20 protein-coding genes are annotated in these 22,730 nt (G+C 39.2%); 12 read left to right on the top strand and 8 right to left on the bottom strand.

Annotated elements, in window-relative coordinates; genetic code table 11:
• Positions 1-262: 262 nt before the first annotated feature.
• Positions 263-1,924 carry a glutamine--tRNA ligase gene (glnS, locus tag H5163_RS06930; RefSeq protein WP_145233878.1) on the top strand — a complete coding sequence of 554 codons (1,662 nt, stop codon included), beginning with the start codon at positions 263-265 and terminating at the stop codon, positions 1,922-1,924.
• Between the two features lie 90 nt (positions 1,925-2,014).
• Here the strand turns inward: glnS and fur are convergent, their stop codons facing one another.
• From fur to H5163_RS06905, 5 genes are all read right to left on the bottom strand, one after another.
• Positions 2,015-2,455, bottom strand: a complete 441-nt coding sequence (gene fur / locus H5163_RS06925) for a ferric iron uptake transcriptional regulator (RefSeq protein ID WP_145233880.1) — start codon at positions 2,453-2,455, stop codon at positions 2,015-2,017.
• Positions 2,456-2,641: 186 nt separating this feature from the next.
• On the bottom strand, positions 2,642-3,169 hold the full coding sequence (gene fldA, locus H5163_RS06920) for a flavodoxin FldA (RefSeq protein ID WP_145233882.1): 528 nt from the start codon (positions 3,167-3,169) through the stop codon (positions 2,642-2,644).
• Between the two features lie 14 nt (positions 3,170-3,183).
• Positions 3,184-3,462 (bottom strand): LexA regulated protein, encoded by a 279-nt coding sequence (gene ybfE / locus H5163_RS06915; protein WP_016709654.1) that lies wholly within the window; start codon positions 3,460-3,462, stop codon positions 3,184-3,186.
• Between the two features lie 2 nt (positions 3,463-3,464).
• Positions 3,465-3,686: a DUF2788 domain-containing protein gene (locus tag H5163_RS06910; RefSeq protein ID WP_054204660.1), complete on the bottom strand. Its 222-nt coding sequence runs from the start codon at positions 3,684-3,686 to the stop codon at positions 3,465-3,467.
• Between the two features lie 99 nt (positions 3,687-3,785).
• Positions 3,786-4,550: an alpha/beta fold hydrolase gene (locus H5163_RS06905; RefSeq protein WP_145234106.1), complete on the bottom strand. Its 765-nt coding sequence runs from the start codon at positions 4,548-4,550 to the stop codon at positions 3,786-3,788.
• 141 nt (positions 4,551-4,691) lie between these two features.
• Between H5163_RS06905 and seqA the strand changes: the two genes are divergently transcribed.
• The 7 genes from seqA (at position 4,692) to H5163_RS06870 (ending at position 12,622) form a co-directional block, all read left to right on the top strand.
• Positions 4,692-5,276, top strand: a complete 585-nt coding sequence (gene seqA, locus H5163_RS06900) for a replication initiation negative regulator SeqA (RefSeq protein ID WP_182734749.1) — start codon at positions 4,692-4,694, stop codon at positions 5,274-5,276.
• A 10-nt stretch (positions 5,277-5,286) separates the two neighbouring features.
• Positions 5,287-6,924, top strand: a complete 1,638-nt coding sequence (gene pgm, locus H5163_RS06895; RefSeq protein ID WP_182730940.1) for a phosphoglucomutase (alpha-D-glucose-1,6-bisphosphate-dependent) — start codon at positions 5,287-5,289, stop codon at positions 6,922-6,924.
• Between the two features lie 84 nt (positions 6,925-7,008).
• Positions 7,009-8,061, top strand: a complete 1,053-nt coding sequence (astE, locus tag H5163_RS06890; protein WP_145233889.1) for a succinylglutamate desuccinylase — start codon at positions 7,009-7,011, stop codon at positions 8,059-8,061.
• A gap of 261 nt (positions 8,062-8,322) precedes the next feature.
• Positions 8,323-9,537 carry a thiamine pyrophosphate-dependent dehydrogenase E1 component subunit alpha gene (locus H5163_RS06885; protein ID WP_145233891.1) on the top strand — a complete coding sequence of 405 codons (1,215 nt, stop codon included), beginning with the start codon at positions 8,323-8,325 and terminating at the stop codon, positions 9,535-9,537.
• Positions 9,537-10,514, top strand: coding sequence for an alpha-ketoacid dehydrogenase subunit beta (locus tag H5163_RS06880; protein WP_145233893.1), 978 nt, complete (start codon positions 9,537-9,539; stop codon positions 10,512-10,514). The genes H5163_RS06885 and H5163_RS06880 overlap by 1 nt, the downstream gene beginning before the upstream one ends.
• An 8-nt stretch (positions 10,515-10,522) precedes the next feature.
• Positions 10,523-12,100: a dihydrolipoyllysine-residue acetyltransferase gene (locus tag H5163_RS06875; RefSeq protein ID WP_182734747.1), complete on the top strand. Its 1,578-nt coding sequence runs from the start codon at positions 10,523-10,525 to the stop codon at positions 12,098-12,100.
• Between the two features lie 156 nt (positions 12,101-12,256).
• A complete protein-coding gene (locus tag H5163_RS06870) occupies positions 12,257-12,622 on the top strand; it encodes a DUF805 domain-containing protein (RefSeq protein ID WP_182730938.1) in 366 nt (121 codons plus the stop codon).
• A 218-nt stretch (positions 12,623-12,840) separates the two neighbouring features.
• Here the strand turns inward: H5163_RS06870 and H5163_RS06865 are convergent, their stop codons facing one another.
• Complete coding sequence (locus H5163_RS06865) at positions 12,841-14,013, bottom strand: putative manganese transporter (protein WP_182734745.1); 1,173 nt, start codon at positions 14,011-14,013, stop codon at positions 12,841-12,843.
• A gap of 69 nt (positions 14,014-14,082) precedes the next feature.
• Positions 14,083-15,708, bottom strand: a complete 1,626-nt coding sequence (locus H5163_RS06860) for a M28 family metallopeptidase (protein ID WP_182734743.1) — start codon at positions 15,706-15,708, stop codon at positions 14,083-14,085.
• Between the two features lie 108 nt (positions 15,709-15,816).
• On the opposite strand from H5163_RS06860, the gene H5163_RS06855 reads away from it, so the two are divergent.
• The 4 genes from H5163_RS06855 to H5163_RS06840 all read left to right on the top strand — a co-directional run bounded on the left by H5163_RS06855 (position 15,817) and on the right by H5163_RS06840 (position 21,861).
• On the top strand, positions 15,817-16,626 hold the full coding sequence (locus tag H5163_RS06855; protein WP_145233905.1) for a DUF3025 domain-containing protein: 810 nt from the start codon (positions 15,817-15,819) through the stop codon (positions 16,624-16,626).
• Positions 16,623-17,411, top strand: coding sequence for an ATP-binding cassette domain-containing protein (locus H5163_RS06850; protein WP_182734741.1), 789 nt, complete (start codon positions 16,623-16,625; stop codon positions 17,409-17,411). The genes H5163_RS06855 and H5163_RS06850 overlap by 4 nt, the downstream gene beginning before the upstream one ends.
• Positions 17,404-18,612 (top strand): ABC transporter permease, encoded by a 1,209-nt coding sequence (locus tag H5163_RS06845; RefSeq protein WP_182734739.1) that lies wholly within the window; start codon positions 17,404-17,406, stop codon positions 18,610-18,612. The genes H5163_RS06850 and H5163_RS06845 overlap by 8 nt, the downstream gene beginning before the upstream one ends.
• Before the next feature lie 198 nt (positions 18,613-18,810).
• Positions 18,811-21,861, top strand: a complete 3,051-nt coding sequence (locus tag H5163_RS06840) for an ATP-binding protein (RefSeq protein WP_182734738.1) — start codon at positions 18,811-18,813, stop codon at positions 21,859-21,861.
• Positions 21,862-21,878: 17 nt separating this feature from the next.
• On the opposite strand, the gene H5163_RS06835 is transcribed toward H5163_RS06840, so the two are convergent.
• Positions 21,879-22,721, bottom strand: coding sequence for a UDP-2,3-diacylglucosamine diphosphatase (locus H5163_RS06835; protein WP_182734736.1), 843 nt, complete (start codon positions 22,719-22,721; stop codon positions 21,879-21,881).
• Positions 22,722-22,730 lie beyond the last annotated feature (9 nt).

The raw sequence follows: 22,730 nt of genomic DNA, 5'->3' as shown, positions 1-22,730 counted from the left end.
AATATCAAGGCGTTACTTTGTAACAATGGTAGTCCCTTTTAAGAAGTAACAACGATGAGAGTAAGTGCCTGCGAAACGCCCAACGGGTTGGTTTAAAAGCGATTTATACTGCGTTATTGATTTTACCAATAGAACCACTATTATTTGCAATCAATGCCTTGCCTAAATCGCTTTTAATTCCAACTGAAACTCGCATCTTGGGGTGGTTTGGGTATAATGCAGTAGTTTTGTCACCATGCACTATTGTGAGGATTGTATTCCTATGGCGGAAATTGAGAATCGCCCAAGTAACTTTATAAGAACCCGTATTGATGAAGATTTAGCATCAGGTAAACATGCGTCTACACATACTCGTTTTCCACCAGAGCCAAATGGTTTTTTACATATTGGTCATGCTAAATCAATTTGTTTAAATTTTGGTATTGCGCAAGACTACAGTGGTCAATGTAATTTACGTTTTGATGATACTAACCCTGAAAAAGAAGATATTAACTACGTTAATTCAATCAAAGAAGATGTTCAGTGGTTAGGTTTTAACTGGGATGGTGAAATAAAGTATTCGTCAAATTATTTTGATACTTTGTATGACTATGCTGTAGAGCTTATTAATAAAGGCTTAGCCTATGTGTGCTTTTTAACAGCTGATCAAGCGCGTGAATATCGCGGCACGTTAAAAGAGCCTGGTAAAAATAGTCCAACCCGTGATACTAGTCCTTCAGAAAACTTAGCACTATTTGAAAAAATGCGTGCTGGTGAATTTAAAGAAGGCGAGTGTGTATTACGCGCAAAAATCGATATGGCCAGCTCATTTATGGTGCTGCGTGATCCTATTATTTATCGTGTGCGTTTTGCTCATCATCATCAAACCGGTGATAAATGGTGTATTTACCCAATGTATGACTTTACGCACTGTATCTCAGATGCGCTAGAGGGCATTACCCATTCATTGTGTACACTTGAATTTCAAGATAACCGCCGTTTATATGATTGGGTGTTAGATAACATCAGTCTTGAATGTCATCCACAACAAATTGAGTTTTCAAGGTTAAACCTTGAATACACTATAATGTCAAAGCGTAAGCTAAATGATTTAGTGGTCAATGAGTATGTTGAAGGGTGGGATGATCCGCGTATGCCTACCATTGCAGGTCTTCGCCGTCGTGGTTATACACCAGCATCAATTCGTGAATTTTGCTTACGTATTGGCGTAACCAAACAAGAAAACATGGTTGAAATGGGCATGCTTGAAGCCTGTATCCGTGAAGACTTAAACGAACATGCTCCACGTGCCATGGCCGTTCTCGATCCGGTTAAAATCATCATTGAAAACTATGCTGTTGATACCGTTGAAACCTTATCAATTGCAAATCATCCAAATGATGAAAGTATGGGTCGTCGCGATGTTCCGTTCACCCGTGAAATTTATATTGAACGTGAAGACTTCAAAGAAGAAGCAAATAACAAATTCAAGCGCTTAGTACTTGATAAAGAAGTTCGATTACGTGGTGCTTATGTTATTAAAGCAGAGCGTGTTGAAAAAGACGAAAATGGCGAAATAACCACGATTTTCTGTAGCTATGATCCACAAACGCTGGGCAAAAATCCAACTGATGGACGTAAAGTGAAGGGCGTTATCCACTGGGTGTCAGCCAGTGAGTCAATCACCGCAGAAGTTCGTTTATATGATCGGTTATTCAGCGTACCAAATCCTGCAGCAGCTGAAGACTTTGCAACAACTTTAAATCCTGATTCATTAGTGGTTTTAGCAAACGCAAAACTTGAGCCATCACTTGCTAATGCAGAGCCTGCACAAGGTTTTCAATTTGAACGTACAGGGTACTTCAGCCGTGATACTAAGTCAGAGAACATTGTATTTAACCAAACAGTTGGTTTACGTGATTCTTGGACTAAAACACAGCAGTAGTTTTTTTCCCTTCGCTCAAAGGCGAGGGGATAAAAGTAACAGATATAAAAAAACCTGCAATTTGCAGGTTTTTTTTATTCAGCTAATAAATTATTGGCTATCAGCAAATGCTTTACATGCTGCAGTGTCAGTACACTCGCCATACAAATAAAGAGAGTGGTTGGTTAATTTAATACCATTTTCTTCTGAAATTTCAAGTTGACGACGTTCAATCATTTCATCTTCAAATTCAACAACTTTACCACATTTTAAACATACTAGGTGATCATGGTGTGTGCTACCAGAGAGTTCAAATACAGACTTACCGCCTTCAAAATGGTGACGGCTAACAATACCCGCATCATCAAATTGGTTAAGTACGCGGTACACAGTAGCAAGGCCAATTTCTTCACCTAGGTCCAAAAGAATTTTGTAAACATCTTCAGCGCTGATGTGTTGGTTATCTGGAGATTGTAAAATCTCTAAAATTTTAATACGCGGCAAAGTTACTTTTAAGCCGGCTTTTTTTAATTCCAAGTTATGATCAGTCATTAAATCTGTCTCAATTATATTTGGTTATACTAGACACCTTACAAAGATGTACACGACACATTAGCAACGATAAGAATAACGTGCCTAGTCATTAAGTGCAAAGATCAATTGCTAGAAATACTTATAAAATGTGTAATAGGAAAACGAACGTCACTATTTTATACGATTACTAGCAATAAAGTGCATTTAATCAGCAAGTTCACTTAAACACATTTCTTCATAAACTTGTGCTGACCATGCTTTTACACGTTGTTCAGTAAGCTCTGGTTGACGGTCTTCATCAATGCCTAAACCAACAAAATGGTTGTCATCAGCCATGCCTTTCGAGGCTTCAAAATCATACCCTTGTGTTGGCCAATGACCCACAACAATAGCGCCACGCTCAGTAACGATGTCATTGATCATACCCATCGCATCAAGGAAGTATTCAGCGTAGTCTTCTTGATCGCCACAGCCAAAAATAGCCACAAGCTTGCCTTCAAAATCAACTTCTTCTAATTCAGGGAAAAAGTCATCCCAATCACATTGTGCTTCACCATAATACCAAGTAGGAATGCCAAATAAGATTAAATCAAATTCTGCGATCTGTTCTTTTGAACTTTTAGCAATATCATGCACAGCCACTAACTTTTTACCCAATTCTTTTTGGATCATTTTAGCTACGTGTTCTGTGTTACCTGTGTCACTTCCGAAAAAAATACCTACACTTGCCATGGATTTAAAACCTTTTATCTATCAATAGCCAATCTTTCTTGTAAAATAGTTTCAATCAGCGCACTGCGGCTAATATTTTGTGCATCGGCCATATCGCTTAACGCTTGATATAACTGCGATGAAACTTTAAATTCGACACGCTTTAAACCACGTGCTTTATCTCTTTTTATTTGATTACGTTTATTTACCTTTAACTGAACCTCCCTTGGTAGGGGATTCGTTTTTGGTCTGCCGGGGCGTTTTTCGTATTCAAATAAATCGAGCGTTGTTCTATCTGTTTCAGACTTAGCCATGGTTAACCCACACCCGCACCTTGCCAAAAAACTTGAATAAGTCCTTTAGCGATAAAACCAGAACACCCTAAAAATAGCACAAGCCATACTACATAACGGCCAAATTTAGGCACATTACCTTTTTTTAGTACGTCTTGGATAGCCATACCGATAAAAAAGAACACACCGGCTAAGCCAAAGTACAACCCAAGGGTATCAAATTCGTTAATTAACTGACTGACCATCAACGTATAACCTTTAAATTAAACGGCGCGTACTATAGCATATAAAATTGTAATAATTTAGTGCGCTAAGTCAAAAATACGTGATTAAATTTTGCTTTATTAAGCCATTAAAAAATCATTGATAGACTTATTAACCGCCATTGGTTTTTGGGCATGCAACCAATGACCTGCGCCATGAATAATTTTTGCTTTTGCGTTACTAAATTGAGCCATAATAGCTTCACGATATTCAGGCAATATATAATCAGAATCGTTCCCTTTGATAAATAAAGTATCGCATAAACAAGAATCATTTGCTTTAATATTTGCTAAAATATTGCGATATTTTTCACTTAGGGTAGTCAAATTAAAGCGCCACTGCAGTTCACCAAGTTCGTTTTTCGCATAGCTTTTTAGCAAAAACTGGCGAACACCTAATTCAGGTATTAGCTGCGTCATTAATTTATCCGCTTCTTTGCGGTCATTAATAGCATGGCTTTTTACCAGCTTTAATGCCGCAATGATATCATCATGACGACTTTGATATGCAACAGGAGCGATATCTAATACTACGAGTTTATTTACTGAGCTTGGATTAATATGTGCTATTTGCATAGCAACTTTCCCGCCCATAGAATGACCGACTAAATGGGCTTTATCAATACTTAAATGGTCCATTAAGGCGAGTACGTCGTCAGCCATTGCCGGGTAATCCATAATATCACTGTGTGGTGAACGGCCATGGTTACGTAAATCAAGATTCGTTACTGTAAAATTTTCTGCCAATGCATTGGCTATAACATTTAAATTTTCCAGTGAACCAAACAATCCATGGATCAAAATTACATGCGGCCCTTGGCCAGTTTGTTTGTAATTTAACAGCATCACAGTTTCCAAAAACAATCTCATAAAAGTGTGCCTAGTTTGCCTAGTGAAATAACAAATTGCAAAACATAGAGAATTAAATCAGGTTTGGGTATAATCAGCATGGATGAAAAAAATGTGACCCGTAACGACAGGAATAACATGAAAAAAATTGACATAGACGACGAGTTATATCAATACATTGCAAGTAACACTCAAAGTATAGGCGAAAGCGCCTCAACTATTTTACGTCGTTTATTAAATATTCACGGCGAAAATGATTTAGCCGCGAAAGAAAAACCAGAACAGCCCGTCACGCATGAGGTTGCAAAGACGACTCAAACAACTGAACACACCTCATCGACCGAGAATAAAAAGTCAGCCGCTGTCACACCATTGACACAAGCGCATGCCAGTGTTTTTAATATACTCAATAAAGAAGAGTTGGCGATGCAAAAAGGCGTAGTAGGGCGCTTTTTGTTTATTTTATCTGCTTTACATAGAACTCATAAAACTGATTTTTCAGCGGTATTGGATGTGCAAGGGCGTGATCGCGTTTACTTCGCAACCAGCAAAGAAGCGTTAGTAAACAGTGGCAGCAGTATGAATCCAAAAAACATTACCGACAGTGAATACTGGGTAATGACCAACTCAAATACTACCCGTAAGAAAATGATGCTACACGAAGTGGCACTTGGCTTAGGCTACAGTGCTGAACAAGCTGAAAAAATTCGAGACTACTTATAAAGGAAATGTAATGGCGATTCATTCCGGTGCAGGGAAACCTGCAACACAATCAGATTTAGTAAATGTACCAAAATTAGTGTCTGCTTATTATTTAAATGAACCCGATCTAGAGCAAAACCCTGAACATTGTGTTGCTTTTGGTACTTCAGGGCACCGCGGTTGTTCATATGATGTGAAATTCAATGAATCTCACATTCTCGCCATTACTCAAGCAATTTGTGATTACCGAAAACAAAATAATATTTTTGGACCGCTGTTCTTAGGTAAGGATACGCACGCGTTAAGTGAGGCGGCTTACAATTCAGCGATTGAAGTGCTTGTTGCTAATGAAGTACAAGTGATCACGCAAGAAAACGACGATTTTACACCTACACCGGTGATTAGCCACGCGGTCGTGTGTCATAACAAATTACATCCTCATGAATTAGCTGACGGTATTGTTGTTACACCTTCACATAATCCTCCAGAAGACGGCGGTTTTAAATATAACCCACCTAATGGTGGCCCGGCAGATACTGACGTTACTAAGTGGATAGAAGACAGAGCAAATCAACTACTACTAGAAGATTTAGTTGAAGTTGAGCTATTCCCATTTGCAAAAGCTGCCCGTTCAGGTTTTATTAAATACCAAGATTTAATGACTCCTTATATTGAAGATTTGATTAATGTTGTTGATGTAAAAGCGATTGCAAAGGCAAATATTAAAGTGGGTATTGATCCGCTCGGTGGTTCAGGGATCAACTTTTGGCCTATTATCGCCGAAAAATTTGCTTTAGATTTAACAATCGTTAATGAAAGTGTCGATCCGCGCTTTGCATTTATGCCACTTGATAAAGATGGCAAAATTCGTATGGATTGCTCATCACCTTATGCGATGGCAAACCTAATCGCCCTTAAAGATGATTTTGATATAAGCATTGGCAATGATCCAGACTATGATCGCCATGGTATTGTAACTCCTGACGGCTTAATGAATCCTAATCACTTTTTAGCGGTTGCCATTGATTACTTATTAAATCATCGTGATTGGTCCAAAGACGTTGAAATTGGCAAGACACTTGTTTCAAGTGCGATGATTGACCGAGTAGTTGCCCGTAATAATCGTCAAGTACGAGAAGTACCTGTTGGTTTTAAATGGTTTGTCGAAGGGCTAAGTACTGGAACACTCGCGTTTGGCGGTGAAGAAAGTGCCGGGGCATCATTCCTTCGTTTTGACGGTACAGTATGGAATACCGACAAAGACGGTTTCATCATGGGATTATTAGCCGCGGAAATTTTAGCTGTAACAGGAAAAACCCCATCAGCACTTTATAAAGAGCTTGAGCTCGAATTTGGTGCGCCTATATACAAACGTATAGATGCACCTGCAAGTTCTGCCCAAAAAGAGCGACTTAAAGGGCTAAGTGCGAAAGATGTTACGGCAGACACACTTGCGGGCGAGCCTATTTTACAAAAGCTAACTCATGCGCCTGGTAATAATGCCGCTATTGGTGGTTTAAAAGTAGTTACTGAAAACGGCTGGTTTGCAGCGCGTCCATCAGGGACTGAAGACATTTATAAAATTTACCTTGAATCATTCAAAGGTGAAGAACATTTAGCGCTATTAGAAAAAGAAGCCAAGAAGTTGGTTGATTCAGTGATTAGTTAATAACGCTTAGACTATTTTATAACGGCTGATTTATTCAGCCGTTTTTGTTTCTCATTTGCATAATAATATGAAGGCATTTGGATTATGACAGCCAACTCAGAGTATTTAAACGAATTACAACAGCAAGGCGATTTTTTAACTCTCAGCCGTAATAATGAATGGCACTTAGCACCGAGTGCTTTTACTTTAAGTAATGGTACCACTGTAACTATTCATGACACCGGCGTTATAGAGTTTCAACCAAAATGCGCTACTACAATCGATGTGGTACTTTCAAGTGCGATCCATGGTAATGAAACAGCACCTATTGAAATTTGCGATGAATTAATTAAGCGTATTATCTTAGGCGATTTACAACTAGCACAGCGTGTACTGTTTATTTTTGGTAACCCGCAATCAATTAATATTGACAAGCGTTTTGTAGAAGAAAATCTAAACCGTTTATTTAATGGTCATCACACTGTCGAAGGTGTAAAGATGAATAATGAGCGCACACGAGCGGCCAAGCTTGAACAATATGTTAGTGACTTTTATCAACGCGGTGGGCAGCAGCGAGAGCGCTGTCATTACGATTTGCATACTGCTATTCGTGGTTCAAAAAATGATAAATTTGCTGTATATCCCTTTTTACACGGTAAACCGTGGAAAAAATCGCAACTACAGTTTTTATTAAGCTGTGGAGTAAATACGGTGCTAATGATGAAATCACCAGCCACCACTTTTAGTTACTATTCTTCTTTTGTTCATGGTGCAGATTCATTTACCGTTGAACTTGGTCAAGTAAAACCGTTTGGTGAAAATGATATGAGTCGTTTTGCGAAAACCAAAGCGACCCTAATCGCATTAATTAGCCAAAAAGAAGTGATATATAAAGAATTTGATGCAAGTGACTTTGAGTTATTTGCTGTGCACCGATCAATCAATCGCACTGAACACGATTTTTCGTTTCCTTTTTCGGATGATGCCGAGAATTTTACCGGGTTTAGCAAAGGTGATTTACTCGCAACGGATGGTCAGACCTGTTATTACGCAGATGTTGAAGGCGAAGCAATTATATTTCCTAATGCCGATGTTGCCCTTGGACAACGTGCATTATTAACGGTAATACCATTACAACTGACTGATAATATTATTTAATTTGTTGCTTTGCAGGTCAGCTCAAATCGTTAACTATATGATTGTATATACTTTATGCTCTTGTATAGTTAACTTTCCAATGCCACTGTCGCCAATTAACTTTGTTTCGTCTATGATTAGTTGAATAACACTTTACGTTAACGTAAAGTGTTAGCAGCTTTAATTTAAATACAGTACAGTTTCTGCAAAGTTTATCCTGCAGAGCACAGCCAATAATAACAACTGACTTGTACTGTTTACGACAACAAAAGAAGGTAGGTTATGAGCAATCCAAATAACGTATCGCTGAATATTAGTCATGATCTCTCATTTATTGACGGTCATGCCTTGAATATTCCGACCTTGAGTATTTTAAACGAGGATGGCGATATCCACGACGGTGCAACAGCCCCCGATATTGATGAAAGTACTGCGCTGCGGTTATATGAAACAATGCGTTTTATTCGTGCACTTGATGAGCGTATGCAAGCTGCTCAACGCCAAGGCCGGGTAAGCTTTTACATGCAATGTTTAGGCGAAGAGGCGGCAGTGACAGCGTCTGCTGCGGCACTTGATCAAGACGATATGATCATGGCGCAATACCGTGAGCAGGCTGCACTTCATTATCGTGGCTTCACACTTGATCAGTTTATGAATCAAATGTTTTCAAATGAGTTGGATTTAGGTAAAGGTCGCCAAATGCCAATTCACTACGGTTCAAGTGCACTTAATTACATGACTATCTCATCGCCGCTAGGCACTCAAATACCGCAAGCAACAGGTTACGCGTACGGGCAGAAAATTAAACACATAGATGCAAAATCAGGTGAACTAAGCTCAACGATAGATAACATAACTATCTGTTACTTTGGCGAAGGGGCTGCTTCAGAAGGAGACTTCCATGCTGGTTTAAATATGGCCGCAGTGCATAAGTCACCGGTTATATTTTTTGCTCGCAATAACGGTTATGCGATTTCAACTCCTGCGGATGAGCAATTTAAGGGCGACGGCATCGCTTCTCGTGGCGTAGGTTACGGTATTAAAACGATTCGTGTTGATGGTGCTGATGCACTTGCTGTTTATGCCGCAACTAAAAAAGCCCGTGAACTTGCCACTAAAACAGGTGAGCCGATTTTAATTGAATCGATTGCATATCGCCTTGGCGCGCATTCTACATCAGATGATCCTAGTGGCTATCGTTCAAAAGACGAAGAAGCAAATTATCAATCTTGTCCAATCGAACGTTTTCGCAAATGGTTAATTAAGCAAAACTGGCTTAATGAAGAAGAAGACAATAAAGCCAAAGAGCAAATTCGTGAAGATATCCTAGCCGCATTAAAACGCGCTGAAGTGATTGCAAAACCGGCCTTAGAAGAGTTGGTGTCGGATGTATATGATACACCGATCCCTTCTTTGCAACGTCAATACGAGCAATTGAAAACGCATATCAAGCAACACCCCGATGCTTACCCAGTGACTGCAGGGAGAATTAAGTAATGGCTAAAATGAATATGTTACATGCGATTAATTCAGCCCTTGATATAACTATGGCTGAACATCCGCAAGCGTGTATTTTTGGTGAAGATGTTGGCTATTTTGGCGGCGTATTTCGCGCAACGTCTGGACTACAAGAGAAATATGGTCAGCACCGTGTATTTAATACACCATTAACCGAACAAGGGATCATGGGTTTTGCTAATGGCTTAGCAGCGTTTGGCGCACCAGCACTTGCTGAAATTCAATTTGCCGATTATATCTTTCCAGCCTTTGACCAAATAGTAAATGAGTCTGCTAAATTTCGTTATCGTAGCGGTAACGAGTTTAATGTTGGCAACCTGACTATCCGTACTCCTTACGGTGGTGGTATTGCCGGTGGTTTATATCATTCGCAATCACCTGAAGCTTATTTTGCACATACCCCGGGACTTAAGATTGTTGTCCCTCGCAACCCTTACCAAGCAAAGGGCTTATTACGTGCTGCAATTAAAGATGATAATCCAGTTATTTTCTTTGAGCCTAAACGTTTATATCGTGCATCAACGGGTGAAGTTCCTGAACAAGATTACAGCATTGAACTTGGTAAAGCTGAAATAGTTAGTGAAGGTACGGATGTAACACTACTTGCTTGGGGCGCACAGATGGAAATCATCGAAGATGCTGCAAAACGTGCAAGTGAGCAGGGTATTAGTTGTGAAGTGATTGATCTACGCAGTATTTTACCATGGGATATGGAAACGATTGTTAACTCAGTGACAAAAACAGGGCGACTTATTGTTAGCCATGAAGCACCAATCACTAATGGTTTTGGTGCAGAAATTGCGGCGACAATCCAACAAGAATGTTTTTTGCATTTAGAATCACCTATCTTACGTGTTTGCGGCTTAGATACTCCGTATCCATTAGCGCTTGAAAAAGAATATGTACCTGATGCGTTGAAAGTGCTCGCAGCAATCAAGCAATCGGTCGAATTTTAGGAGTCATCATGGCAAAAGATTTTATTTTACCGGATATCGGTGAAGGTATCGTTGAATGTGAAGTTGTTGAATGGTTAGTAGCCGAAGGCGACACCGTAGCTGAAGATCAACCGATTTGTGATGTAATGACAGACAAAGCACTGGTGCAAATTCCTGCGGTTCATGATGGTGTGATCAGTAAGCTCTATTATGCTAAAGGGGATATTGCTTTAGTGCATGCCCCGCTGTTTGCAATGGATGTAGCTGGTGAGACTACAGCCGATCATACTCAACCAGAAACAACCAGCGCGATAGTACACACGCAAACAAATACTCACTCTGAAGTCGTTGAGGATTTTATCCTTCCCGATATTGGTGAAGGAATTGTTGAGTGTGAAATTGTTGAGTGGTTAGTCAGCGAAGGCGATTTGATAGAAGAAGACCAAGCCGTTTGTGATGTAATGACAGATAAAGCACTCGTACAAATTCCAGCTAAATATACCGGCACAGTGGTAAAACTTTATTATGCTAAAGGGGATGTTGCACAAGTACACAGTCCACTTTTTCAAATGTCGATTGCAGGCACTCAAGCAAACGTTGTCGATATCAATGATGCATTAGTGAAAGCACAAACCAAAGCGGTAGAGCAAAAACCAGCAGTAGTTGAAAAGTCAGTGACAGCCCCTGTAATTAATAAAAAGGCGGTCGCATCACCGGCAGTAAGACGCAAAGCACGTGAACTTGATGTTGATCTAACCACAGTCCCAGGCAGTGGTAAGAATGGCCGTATTTACAAAGAGGACATTGAACAGTTTGTGAAAGGGGAAGTGCCAAATAGTATTGATACATCACCACTGCAAACGAAGCCTGACGTTACGAAAACCACAGCTAGCGACACTGGCGGCATGCGCATTGAGCCAATTAAAGGCATCAAAGCAGCAATGGCTAAACAAATGGTTGCTTCGGTAACGACTATCCCACATTTTACATTTTGTGATGAGATTGATTTAACAACTTTGATTGCTTTGCGCAGTGATTTAAAAGAGCAATATAAGCAACAAGGCGTTAAATTGACAATGATGCCATTTTTCATCAAGGCCTTATCGCTGGCTATGAAAGAATTTCCGGTATTAAACTCGAAAATAAATGATGAATGCACTGAGCTTAGCTACTTTGATGATCACAATATCGGTATGGCAGTTGACTCTAAAATTGGTTTGTTAGTGCCAAATATCAAACAATGTCAAACAAAGAGTATTGTTGATGTAGCCAATGAAGTAACGCGATTGACGGATGCTGCCCGTGAAGGACGTGTTAGCCCTGACGATCTCAAAGGCGGCACAATTAGCATTTCTAATATTGGCGCGATTGGCGGAACAGTTGCGACGCCAATTATCAACAAGCCAGAAGTGGCGATTGTGGCATTGGGTAAATTACAACATCTACCGCGTTTTGATGCCAAAGGGCAAGTGGTGTCTGCTGCAATTATGCAAGTTAGTTGGTCAGGCGATCACCGAGTGATTGATGGCGCTACGATAGCGCGATTCAATAACTTGTGGAAATCGTATTTAGAAAACCCAGCCAAAATGATGATGGCAATGAGTTAATACTTTTTAATTACTTTTAAAATATTACCTATTTTAAAACCAGCTTAATGCTGGTTTTTCTTTTACAAATAGTTGTTTTTAATTAATATACAAGGGTTACTGAAAAGTAATAAAGGCCCTATTAGGGAATATAAAAAATAACACTAAGGAAATACAATGGAACATTATATGAATGCGTTGCGCAGCTACGCGGATTTTTCAGGTCGTAGCCGTCGTAAAGCTTACTGGATGTTCGTATTATTTAATACGATTTTCTCAATTGTATGTAATGCAGTTGATAGCTTATTAGGTACAATGTTTATTGGCACTATCTATAGCCTCGCGCTATTGATCCCAGGTCTAAGTGCTGGTGCTCGTCGTCTTCATGATACGAATCGTTCAGGTTGGTGGCAGTTACTTTGGTTAGTACCAGTAATCGGCTGGATTGTTTTAATTGTTTTCTATGCACAAAATTCGCAAGAAGGGGAGAACGATCATGGCCCAAATCCAAAAGAAGTTGCTCTAGAATCCGCTACTGTTTAATTAAATAATGAATAATACCAATTGACTTAAATATTTAACCATTCTAGCGAGCTAAATAAAGCGCTAACTGCGTTATAATTTTTCAAGTAGAACAACTACATGTCAAAATTTATGCCTTTTTATCACTGTATTTATCTGTCGCTATAAATGGTCAGTAACTTAACACGATTGGTATAATGAAAAGCTCAGCAGTCGCTGAGCTTTTTTATATCAGTGACTTACACCTCAAATAAATATAAGCCATAGCCAACGAGTAAAGCGGGAATTGCCGAATATATTGTTGCCACAAATGCGGCACGTGGTGCCATTGCGATTGCAGGGAAAAGGGCATCGCCGTCATTTGATATTGCATTCGCAGCTAAGGCACTAAAGGGAATGATGCCTTGAATATACAATGTAGTTACCACTATTTGTGGTCCACAGCCAGGTAAAAAACCAATCAAAACGGCAATTAAAGGCGCTAAGTATGCATAGTGAGTAAACCAGGCTTTTAAATCTACACCGGCTAATGTAACTAATAACTCAAATAGCACGAACGAGGCAACTACCCATGCCGTGACAAAATGGGTGTCTTGTAAAACTTTATATAGCTTTGAAGGGGGCGTTATAGTTTCTTCTTCTGAAGTTACTTGTTGATAGCTTTGACCTTTAGACGACAGCGCCCAAGTGGTAACAGCCAATAGCGCCATAATAGCGCCAAATAAGGTTATTGATTCAGCAAGTAGAGCGTCAAAGGCTGAAAAGTCAGTATTGAAAGCAATCATTATTGCCACAATAAGACTGGGCATCATAATAATTTGCCAAATTGATTTACTGACTATAATTGCCTTACTAGGCTGATTTAAGCACTCATCAGCATAATCATTTTTTGCTGGGCGAAGATAATCTTGCTTATGAAATGCATTGACTAAGGAGCCGCTGATAATACCAACGCTCAGGCCAATAATCATAATAAGTAAGCCTTCGAGCGGCTTAGTTGCTAATAGTAAAAATGCAGCATCACCCATGGTCGCTGTTAATACAGCAACGATAGAGCCAAAGCTCGCTTGTCCTTTGGTAAATTGTGTCACTACTATGATGGCGCCTCCGCAGCCAGGCAAAGCACCGAGTAATGAAGCAAAACTAATTTCTAACAAGGGGGATTTTTGACTTAAATAGCCAAGCTCTAAGTGAGGCAACCGATCGATGGCGTAGTAATAGATAAATAAAGTGGCGGCAACAAATATACTAACTTGAAAAAACGCATCACTCATTGCCGTCAATGTCATTGCTCGCAAAGGAGCATAAGCTAAACAACACAACAACAATAGCGGTAATATCAGCCGTTTATTACTGGTAATAAAATGTGTGGACGTTGGAAAACTAATTTTGGGCAGTGAAAGTGAAAACATAAGTGCAACCTAAAAACTATCTAAGTTGCACTTTAGATTTAAATCAAATGAAAATCAATATCATTTGTGTTATTTTCTTTGGAATTCTGAGTTCGCATTCCATTTGGGCCATTGTGGTTGCTCTGAAATATCAAAACCTACTTGATAAAACAGTTGTAAGTCTTGTACAGCTCCCGATAGATCCCATTCGTCACGGTATCTGTCACATGGTTGATGGTAACAACCACGTAGCACTAAGCTCATGCGTTTACGATAATTAGCCGTATCTTCGTCAAGTGCTTCACTGCCACCACCCGCATACATCGCTGGAATACCCATGTTGGCGAAAGCAAAATGATCAGAGCGATAGTACCCGCCTGAAGATGGTTTAGGATCGCCCGAGACCGTGCGCCCTTGTGCATTAGCTGCCTGTGCTAATAGCGAGTCCATTTCTGATTTACCAATACCAACCACGCTGATATCTTTTACTTTGCCTAACAAGTTCAAGCTATCCATATTAATATTAGCGACTGTCTTATTTGCTGCTATCACTGGGTGTGCAGCATAATACTTAGATCCTAATAAACCTTGCTCTTCAGCTGTCACTGCCAAAAAAGTCATTGAGCGGCTAGGGTGCTTTGGTAAGCTTGCAAACGCTTCAGCTACTTCAATTAAGCCTGCAGTGCCTGTCGCGTTATCATGTGCTCCATTGTAGATTTGGTCGCCTTTACGGTTTTTATCAGTACCTAAGTGATCCCAGTGTGCTGAGTATATAATATGCTCATCTGGTTTTTCACTACCGGGTAAAGTCGCAATGAAGTTATATGAAATTGATTTTTTGATGGTGTTTTTAACCGCAACAGACGCTGTTAAATCGCCCATATCAACATGATAAGCGCCTTTTGCTGCATTGGCTTTCGCACTGGCAAAATCTAAACCTGCTTTAGTGAAAAGCTCGTTAGCAACCTCTGTGGTTACCCAACCTTCAACAGCGACTCTGTCCATATTATTGTTTTCTTTTTGAAAACCAAACTGCTCGCCGCTCCATGAGTTTTCAACCACAGACCAAGGGTAAGAGGCCGGTGCAGTTTCATGAACGATGATAGCCCCAGCAGCACCTTGACGGCTGGCTTCTTCGTATTTGTAAGTCCAACGGCCATAGTAAGTCATGGCATCACCGGTAAACAAAGCAGGATCTTTAGTGGCAAAACCAGGGTCGTTGACTAAGATCACCACAGTTTTACCCTTAACATCTAAACCTGCGTAATCATTCCAATTATATTCTGGGGCATTAACACCATAACCAACAAATACCAGTTCAGAGTCTTTAATACTTTGGCGTTCGCTAATGCGACTGCTGCCCATTACCATGTCTTTTTTATACTGGTAATCTTTGCCGCCGATAGTTAACACCATGTTTGGATCTGCTTCAAGAGACACCAACGGAACTTCTTGTAAGAAGCTGTCGCCATTACCTGGTTGATAACCTAGTTTTTTAAATTCTTCAGTAAGGTAAGCTAGTGTGAGTTCTTCACCTTTTGAAGATGGAGCGCGGCCTCCAAATTCATCGGAGGCAAGCACTTTGACATGCTCTGCGAGTTGTTGGGCATTGATTGAATAATACCCTTTGCTAACATCATCAGAGGTGAGACTTGTTGTTGCACATCCTGCAAGTACCGCAGTTGCAAGGAGTGTCAGAGAAAAATAACGTTTCATAGTCGCTCTTTTTTTGTTTTAAGTGAGCTCAGTATAAGAACTTCTATTAAAGAGAACCAGTTTTTGCGGTAAACTCCAACCATAATAATTGTAAAGCTAAAGATACTCATGAAGCGTTTTACCCCTTACGAACAATGGCATAGCCCCAGTTTAGAAAATGGTGCATTTAGCCATTTAAATACACTGTTTTCTTTAAATGGTTTATCCGACTGGCCGCAATGTGCGTGGTTTTCATCATTTTTAGATGCTAAAAATGCAAATCAGCAAACAATTCGCTTTGTTGATGACGCCTGCTTTAGTGAGGAAGAGCGCTATTATGAGCAAATCATTTTTGATACCGGTAAAGTACCAACGCGACAACAAAATTGGCATGACTTATTTGGTGGACTTATCTGGTGTTTATTTCCTAAAACTAAAGCATTAATCAATCAACGCCATGTTGAAGAGATCACACTTCATGGCACTAAAGTACGCTCAAAACACCGCAATGCCTTAACCTTGTTTGATGAATGTGGGGTTGTTCTTGCTGTAAGTGATGATGTTTGGCCTGCGTTACTTAAAAATCATCAATGGCAGCAGGCATTTATTGAGCAAAGAGCGTTGTGGGGGAAAACCATTGCGCCATTTATGTTCGGCCACGCTAATTATGAAATGCTAACAAAGCCGTATATTGGTCTGACAGGTAAAGCATTATTTGTAAAAGTACCGAGTGACATATTTTGTAAAGATTTAGCCCAGCAGTATCAGTATATTGATCAAACCCTTTATGAGATGATTAGCGTCGATAACTGTTTAAGGGACAATAGCCAGCTCTCACCATTACCACTGCTAGGCGTACCAGGCTGGTATGATAATAATAACCCCGAGTTTTATAGTAATACAGATTACTTTAGACCAAAACGAAGGACACGAACATGATAGAAGTTACGGGGCTTAAAAAGAAATTTAAGCTAACTAAAGACCATAAAAAAAACAAAGTCGATAAAATAGATCCCCGTGAAGATAAAGATTATTTTCATTCGGTGCGAGATGTCAGCTTTCATTGTAATAAAGGCGAAGTGCTGGGCTTACTCGGCCCTAATGGTGCAGGAAAAACCACCACGCTAAGAATGATCTCGACAGCGTTAAAACCCGATGAAGGGCAAATAATTATTGCTGGTGAAGACATCATAAAAAAACCACTATTTGGTCGTAAGTCTATTGGTTTTCTATCTGGCAGTACCGGTTTATATGGCCGTTTAACGGTAAAAGAAAATATCGAATATTTTGCAAAACTGCACGGTATGAGTAAAGACGCGATTAGGTCACGGTGTGAAGAGTTATTTGATTTACTCGACATGCATAGCTTTATTGATAAACGTGCTGATAATTTATCAACGGGTATGAAACAAAAAGCCAATATAGCCCGCGCAGTTGTGCACCACCCGGCAGTCGTAGTACTTGATGAGCCGACCACTGGATTAGACATAATGACCACTCAAACGGTGATCGAGTTTATCAAACGGCTTAAAGCGCAAGGGACTCCTGTTATATTTTCAACCCATCATTTAGATGAAGTAGCGCTACTGTGTGACCGCGTTGCGGTGATCAACGAAGGTATCAGTTGTTTTGACGGCAGTCTTGACGAATTTAAAAAAGTGGGTAAAAGCGACGAACTAAATCAAGCGTTTATGAATATTTTGACGGAGAAAAATAATGTTTGAAGTATTTAAAAAGGAATTAAAAGAGCTATTACGTGATAAAAAAACACTCATTTTTATTGTCGCATTGCCAGTTGCTATCTTTCCATTATTATTTGCGGTGATGGCATTTATTAGTTCTCAAGCAACACTTGAAGCCGAACAAAAAGTTCATACCTATGCCATTATCAATGGCGAATATGCGCAATCATTCACAGATAAAGTTTTTTACCATAAAAGTTTTCAATTATACAAAGGTGAACACACCTTTAATACAGTTGCAGAGCTTACTGAGGCCGTTAAAGCTGGCACCATTGATATGGGTATTTTCTTACCCGCAGATGCCAAACAAAACCTTGATGACGCAAAACAGAGCCAGTGGCAAGTGGTTTATAACGATGCCAAAGCGATTAACTTTTTATTCGACAGAGTAAAAGAGCTTGCTAAAGAATTTGGTAATAAGCTAAGAGCTGAAAAACTATTGAGTTATGGTGTTTCAGTTGAGCAACAAAGTGCGATTATTGATCCAATCAAAGTTGTAAAAGTTGATACCGCTGATAAACGAGAAAATTTAGGTGAGAAAATAGGCGGCTTTATTCCTTACTTACTGATTCCATTAGTTTTGATGGGAGCAACATACCCAGCAATTGATTTAGGTGCAGGTGAGAAAGAACGCGGCACATTAGAAACGTTACTACTGACACCAATCACCCGTACGCAACTTGTATTAGGTAAATTTATTACTTTACTTGCAGCGTCAATCGCCACCACAACGATAACCGTGTTGAGTATGGGCGTATGGATCAGTATCGCGATTTCTTTCATTGATTTGGATGTGATAAAAACAGCATTTAGTTCATTACGAGTATTAGATCTGGCACTCATTTTTATTATTTTATTACCCGTAGCGGCGATTTTTTCTTCTCTTGCGTTAGCAATATCGATTTATGCGCGTAGTTTTAAAGAAGCACAAAATTATATGACACCACTGAGTATGGGGGTGATATTTCCTATCATTGTTGCTTTATTACCGAATGTTGAACTAACAGCTAAAACCGCATTTATTCCGGTTACTAATGTGGCTTTAGCGATTAAAGAAATTATCAAAGGTACGATTGATTACACGTTACTTGGACTAATCTTTTTAGCGACCGTGATTGTTGCCGGTGCACTATTAGCATTTTGTGTTAAATGGTTTAATAAAGAAGAAGTCTTATTTAGGTAACAAGTTGTAAAGAAGTAGGCTGGGCGTAGTTGTTACAATACTCTCAGTTAAATAATAAAAAATGACGGGCTAGCTCGTCATTTTTTATTACTTATTTATAGTTTCATGGTTAAAACTAAGAATCGATAAAAAGCTCAAAGATAACTTTTTTAATTGCTCTATAATATAGTTTGTTTTGAAAGCAAACTGGCAATTTTGATGCGCTACCCTCTGACATTTTCTAATTTATTTCGCAGTAATAAACTTTCTTTATTAGCTTTGCTGTTTTTTTTCATCTTCGCAACTCCTGCTTTATATATTTATGAGCAAAAAGCACGCAAAGATGTTTACCAGATTGCCCAAACCACACTACAGCAAGAGCTTGATACAAAAGCACAAATATTAAAAGGGCATTTAAAAGACAGTGTCTCGTCAATCAACTTTTTAAATGTCACGCCGCCTATCAGTGGTATTAGTCGAGCCGCTGCAAATAACCTTATTGATCCTCTATTAAATACGCCCATCGCAATATGGCAAACGCGCTTAGCTGAAATATTTAGTGGCTTTATGCGCACTGACCAGCAGCTATTACAAGCCAGATATATTACCCTTGCTGATAATGGTCAAGAAATTGTCCGTGTTGATAGGATCAATGATGTTGTGGTGCGCCTCGAGGGAGACTTATTACAACAAAAAGGGCAACGGGATTACATGCTTAATGCCAGCAGGTTAGATAGTGAATCTGTCTATATATCACCGATTAACTATAATCGAGAGCATGGTCAAATTCAGATACCCTACGTGAGCACCTACCGAGTTGCGAAGCCGGTATTTAATGAACAAGGAGCAATATTTGCTGTATTAGTAACAAATTATTTTGCTGACGAGTTATTTAATAGTGTTACTTTTAGTTCATCTGCTGGGGTTGATGTTTATCTGTTAAATGATCAGCAGCAGTTTTTATTTCACCCAGATCCTAAACTACGATTTGGTTTTGAGTTTGGTCAAGACATTACTTGGTCAAGTGTATTTAGTCAAAGCCAAGATATGAGCAGCCAAGCGACTTTACCTTTTCATGATTTACCAAGTCATTATTATTTAAAACAACGTATTAGTTTAGAAAATAACATTAGCATGTTGCCCCTTGAACTTGCGGTATCAATTAATACCGATATTTTGTTAACAGACGTTGCTAAGCGCCGTGATCATTTTGTGTTGGTAATTATTTCACTTTTCACTGCTTTGTGGTTATTAGTGTGGTTATACCAAAGGTATATAAACCGCAAATTAGAGCTTCACACCTTGAAGGAGCGTAATAACAAGATTATTGAAAATTCTCTCGATGCAATTTTAACAGTACAAGAGGATGGCCTTATCAGTAATGCTAATAAAACAGCATTACAGTGCTTTGATATCATTATTGATCACACCCAGTTTACGCAATTATTGTCGCTAGCAGAAGGTGATAAGTCATGTATTGATGAAACAATAGCACAGGGATCAAAACCATCATTTGAAGGCGTATTTATTGACCCGCAAGATCAACAACACTTTTACTCAATTACACTTACTAGCGTGTTTGATATCTTTACCCAGCGCTACCAAGTAGCAGCGATTTTACGAAACATTAATTCACTTAAACAGACCCAAGTTGAGCTTGAAAAACTCAATAGTACGTTAGAGCAAAAAGTGCAACAACGCACAACTGAACTTGAAAGTGCGATTGAACAAGCTTTGGCAGCCAGTAAAACTAAAAGTGATTTTATTGCTAATATTTCCCATGAAATACGTACGCCTATGAATGGTGTATTAGGGATGCTGGAAATGCTCAAAGAGGACACGCTAACGCAGCAGCAACAGCAATATTTAGATCTGGCCAATAGCAGCGCTAACTCATTAATGACATTGATTAATGACATCTTGGATTTTTCAAAAATCGAAGCTGGTAAACTTGATATTGATAATCACAGTTTTGATGTGATTACTGTATGCAGTGATATGATCACCTCAATGGCACTGCAAGCACAGCGTAAAGGCTTAGAAGTGTTTTTGTATACTGATAAAGTTATTGACCGTATGTTAGTCGGAGATAGCCACCGATTAAAACAAATATTAATAAACTTACTTAATAATGCATTCAAATTTACTCATCAAGGTGAAGTCAGTTTGACTGTTGGGTGTCAGTATCTTACTGAAGAAAAGTTATTAATGAGCTTTGTTATTGAAGACTCAGGCATCGGCATTGCTGAAAAAAATATCGATAAGCTGTTTGAGGCCTTTACTCAAGAGGACACCAGTACCACTCGCCACTTTGGAGGCACAGGGCTTGGTTTATCAATTTGTCGTAAGCTGGCACAATTGATGGGCGGTGATATTAGTGTAACCAGTGAAAAGGGCAAGGGAAGCTGTTTTACAGCGCAAGTGCAATTACATATTGCAGCTGAGAAAAGACTTAATACTGCCGTTGAGTTGGCAAAAGATATTCAGGTTGGCGTGCTGATAGATAGCGACAGTGTATATAACAATGTCACTAATTTATTGATTAAAAATTGCCAAGTAGCGGCCAATAATATTCAACGATTTGACTACCAAGCACAATATCAAGAGTTAAAAGTTGATTTACTGGTTGTTGATAATGATCACCCATACTTACAAACACTGATTAATTTATGTAATAAGCAGAATAAAAAATATGTATTAATCTTGCGTGATTTACTGCTTAGTAAAAAAGCCAAAGAGCAGGTACCTGAAAATTGCCATGTGCTAAATAAGCCGCTTACTCAAGATCAATTTAGCTATAAGTTAGCAAGTTTGTTTGGTGTTAATAATAGTTTTTTGGTTGCTAGCCAAGGTAGTGAGCAAACAGAATATGTTGAATACGATTTATCAAACTTTAAGGTATTATTGGTTGATGATAATATGATCAACCTTGAAGTTGCCAAAGCAATATTAAAAAATACCGGTGTCACTATTGTATGTGCCAGCGATGGCCTAGATGCGCTAGAAATATTAAATACAGAGCACACACCTTTATTTGATCTGCTTTTAATGGATTGCCAAATGCCAAGCCTCAATGGCTATGACACAACCTCTGCAATTCGCAGCAGCAAAGCTGGTGCTGACTATGCAAAAGTGCCTATTATCGCTATGACAGCCAGCGCTATGGCAGGTGACAGAGAGCGTTGTATTACAGCTGGTATGAATGATTATATTACCAAACCCATAAAGCCAAAAGTTTTGAAAGATAAATTAGCTATGTGGTTAAAATAAACCACACAGTCTAAATTTTAAGCTACTGATTTTTCAGGTTTAGCCTTTGGTCCACCAAGATTTTGATTAAGTTTGGTAATATCAGCAGAATTAATCACTGTTTGAGTGTCAGACCAGTGTAGCAATTCGATACGACCATTTTCTTGCTCTACTACTGCGGTACAACTTTCTATCCAATCGCCATCATTACAGTAAACAATGCCATCAACGACTTTGAGTTGTGGGTGATGAATATGACCGCAAATAATACCGTCTACGCCTTGCTTTTTAGCCTCATGAATAGCAGCATTTTCAAATGCCTCTATTGCTTCACGCGCTTTATGAACGCGGGCTTTTATCCAAGCAGCAAGTGACCAATAGTTACCACCATATAGGCGTCGAATACGATTAGTCCAGCGATTTAAAAACAGTAAAAAGTCATAACCTGTATCACCGGCAATACTGATCAGTTTGTTATACCTAGTTGCTGAGTCAAAATCATCACCGTGAACCAGAAGAAATCGTTTGTTGGCTTTGGTTGTGTGAATAAACTGCTGGTGGACTTCAATACCAAATAGGCTGTTATTGACGTAGTGTCGGAATGTTTCATCGTGATTGCCGGGAATATAAATCACTCGAGTACCTTGAACTGCTTTGGCTTGAATACAAGCTAATACTTGATAGTGACTAGGGTGCCAATAAAAATTTCGCTTCATAGACCATAAATCGACGATGTCACCCACTAGATAAAGGGTATCGCACTCAATACTATTTAAAAAGTCGAGTAGGTAATCTGCTCGACAATCTTTATAGCCTAAATGTACATCGGAGATCCAAACAGCTGGGTAGTACTTTTTATCACTTTTTTCGATGTCGTGCATAGGAGGTTA

It is taken from the genome of Pseudoalteromonas sp. SG44-8 (assembly GCF_014164125.1).
Lineage (GTDB): Bacteria > Pseudomonadota > Gammaproteobacteria > Enterobacterales > Alteromonadaceae > Pseudoalteromonas > Pseudoalteromonas rhizosphaerae.
This window is presented reverse-complemented; position numbering and strand designations above follow the sequence as displayed.

Excerpts from the sequence above, each read along its gene's own strand:
- glnS (WP_145233878.1), top strand. The coding sequence starts at position 263 with ATGGCGGAAATTGAGAATCGCCCAAGTAACTTTATAAGAACCCGTATT.
- fur (WP_145233880.1), bottom strand. The coding sequence starts at position 2,455 with ATGACTGATCATAACTTGGAATTAAAAAAAGCCGGCTTAAAAGTAACT.
- fldA (WP_145233882.1), bottom strand. The coding sequence starts at position 3,169 with ATGGCAAGTGTAGGTATTTTTTTCGGAAGTGACACAGGTAACACAGAA.
- ybfE (WP_016709654.1), bottom strand. The coding sequence starts at position 3,462 with ATGGCTAAGTCTGAAACAGATAGAACAACGCTCGATTTATTTGAATAC.
- H5163_RS06910 (WP_054204660.1), bottom strand. The coding sequence starts at position 3,686 with ATGGTCAGTCAGTTAATTAACGAATTTGATACCCTTGGGTTGTACTTT.
- H5163_RS06905 (WP_145234106.1), bottom strand. The coding sequence starts at position 4,550 with ATGCTGTTAAATTACAAACAAACTGGCCAAGGGCCGCATGTAATTTTG.
- seqA (WP_182734749.1), top strand. The coding sequence starts at position 4,692 with ATGAAAAAAATTGACATAGACGACGAGTTATATCAATACATTGCAAGT.
- pgm (WP_182730940.1), top strand. The coding sequence starts at position 5,287 with ATGGCGATTCATTCCGGTGCAGGGAAACCTGCAACACAATCAGATTTA.
- astE (WP_145233889.1), top strand. The coding sequence starts at position 7,009 with ATGACAGCCAACTCAGAGTATTTAAACGAATTACAACAGCAAGGCGAT.
- H5163_RS06885 (WP_145233891.1), top strand. The coding sequence starts at position 8,323 with ATGAGCAATCCAAATAACGTATCGCTGAATATTAGTCATGATCTCTCA.
- H5163_RS06880 (WP_145233893.1), top strand. The coding sequence starts at position 9,537 with ATGGCTAAAATGAATATGTTACATGCGATTAATTCAGCCCTTGATATA.
- H5163_RS06875 (WP_182734747.1), top strand. The coding sequence starts at position 10,523 with ATGGCAAAAGATTTTATTTTACCGGATATCGGTGAAGGTATCGTTGAA.
- H5163_RS06870 (WP_182730938.1), top strand. The coding sequence starts at position 12,257 with ATGGAACATTATATGAATGCGTTGCGCAGCTACGCGGATTTTTCAGGT.
- H5163_RS06865 (WP_182734745.1), bottom strand. The coding sequence starts at position 14,013 with ATGTTTTCACTTTCACTGCCCAAAATTAGTTTTCCAACGTCCACACAT.
- H5163_RS06860 (WP_182734743.1), bottom strand. The coding sequence starts at position 15,708 with ATGAAACGTTATTTTTCTCTGACACTCCTTGCAACTGCGGTACTTGCA.
- H5163_RS06855 (WP_145233905.1), top strand. The coding sequence starts at position 15,817 with ATGAAGCGTTTTACCCCTTACGAACAATGGCATAGCCCCAGTTTAGAA.
- H5163_RS06850 (WP_182734741.1), top strand. The coding sequence starts at position 16,623 with ATGATAGAAGTTACGGGGCTTAAAAAGAAATTTAAGCTAACTAAAGAC.
- H5163_RS06845 (WP_182734739.1), top strand. The coding sequence starts at position 17,404 with ATGTTTGAAGTATTTAAAAAGGAATTAAAAGAGCTATTACGTGATAAA.
- H5163_RS06840 (WP_182734738.1), top strand. The coding sequence starts at position 18,811 with ATGCGCTACCCTCTGACATTTTCTAATTTATTTCGCAGTAATAAACTT.
- H5163_RS06835 (WP_182734736.1), bottom strand. The coding sequence starts at position 22,721 with ATGCACGACATCGAAAAAAGTGATAAAAAGTACTACCCAGCTGTTTGG.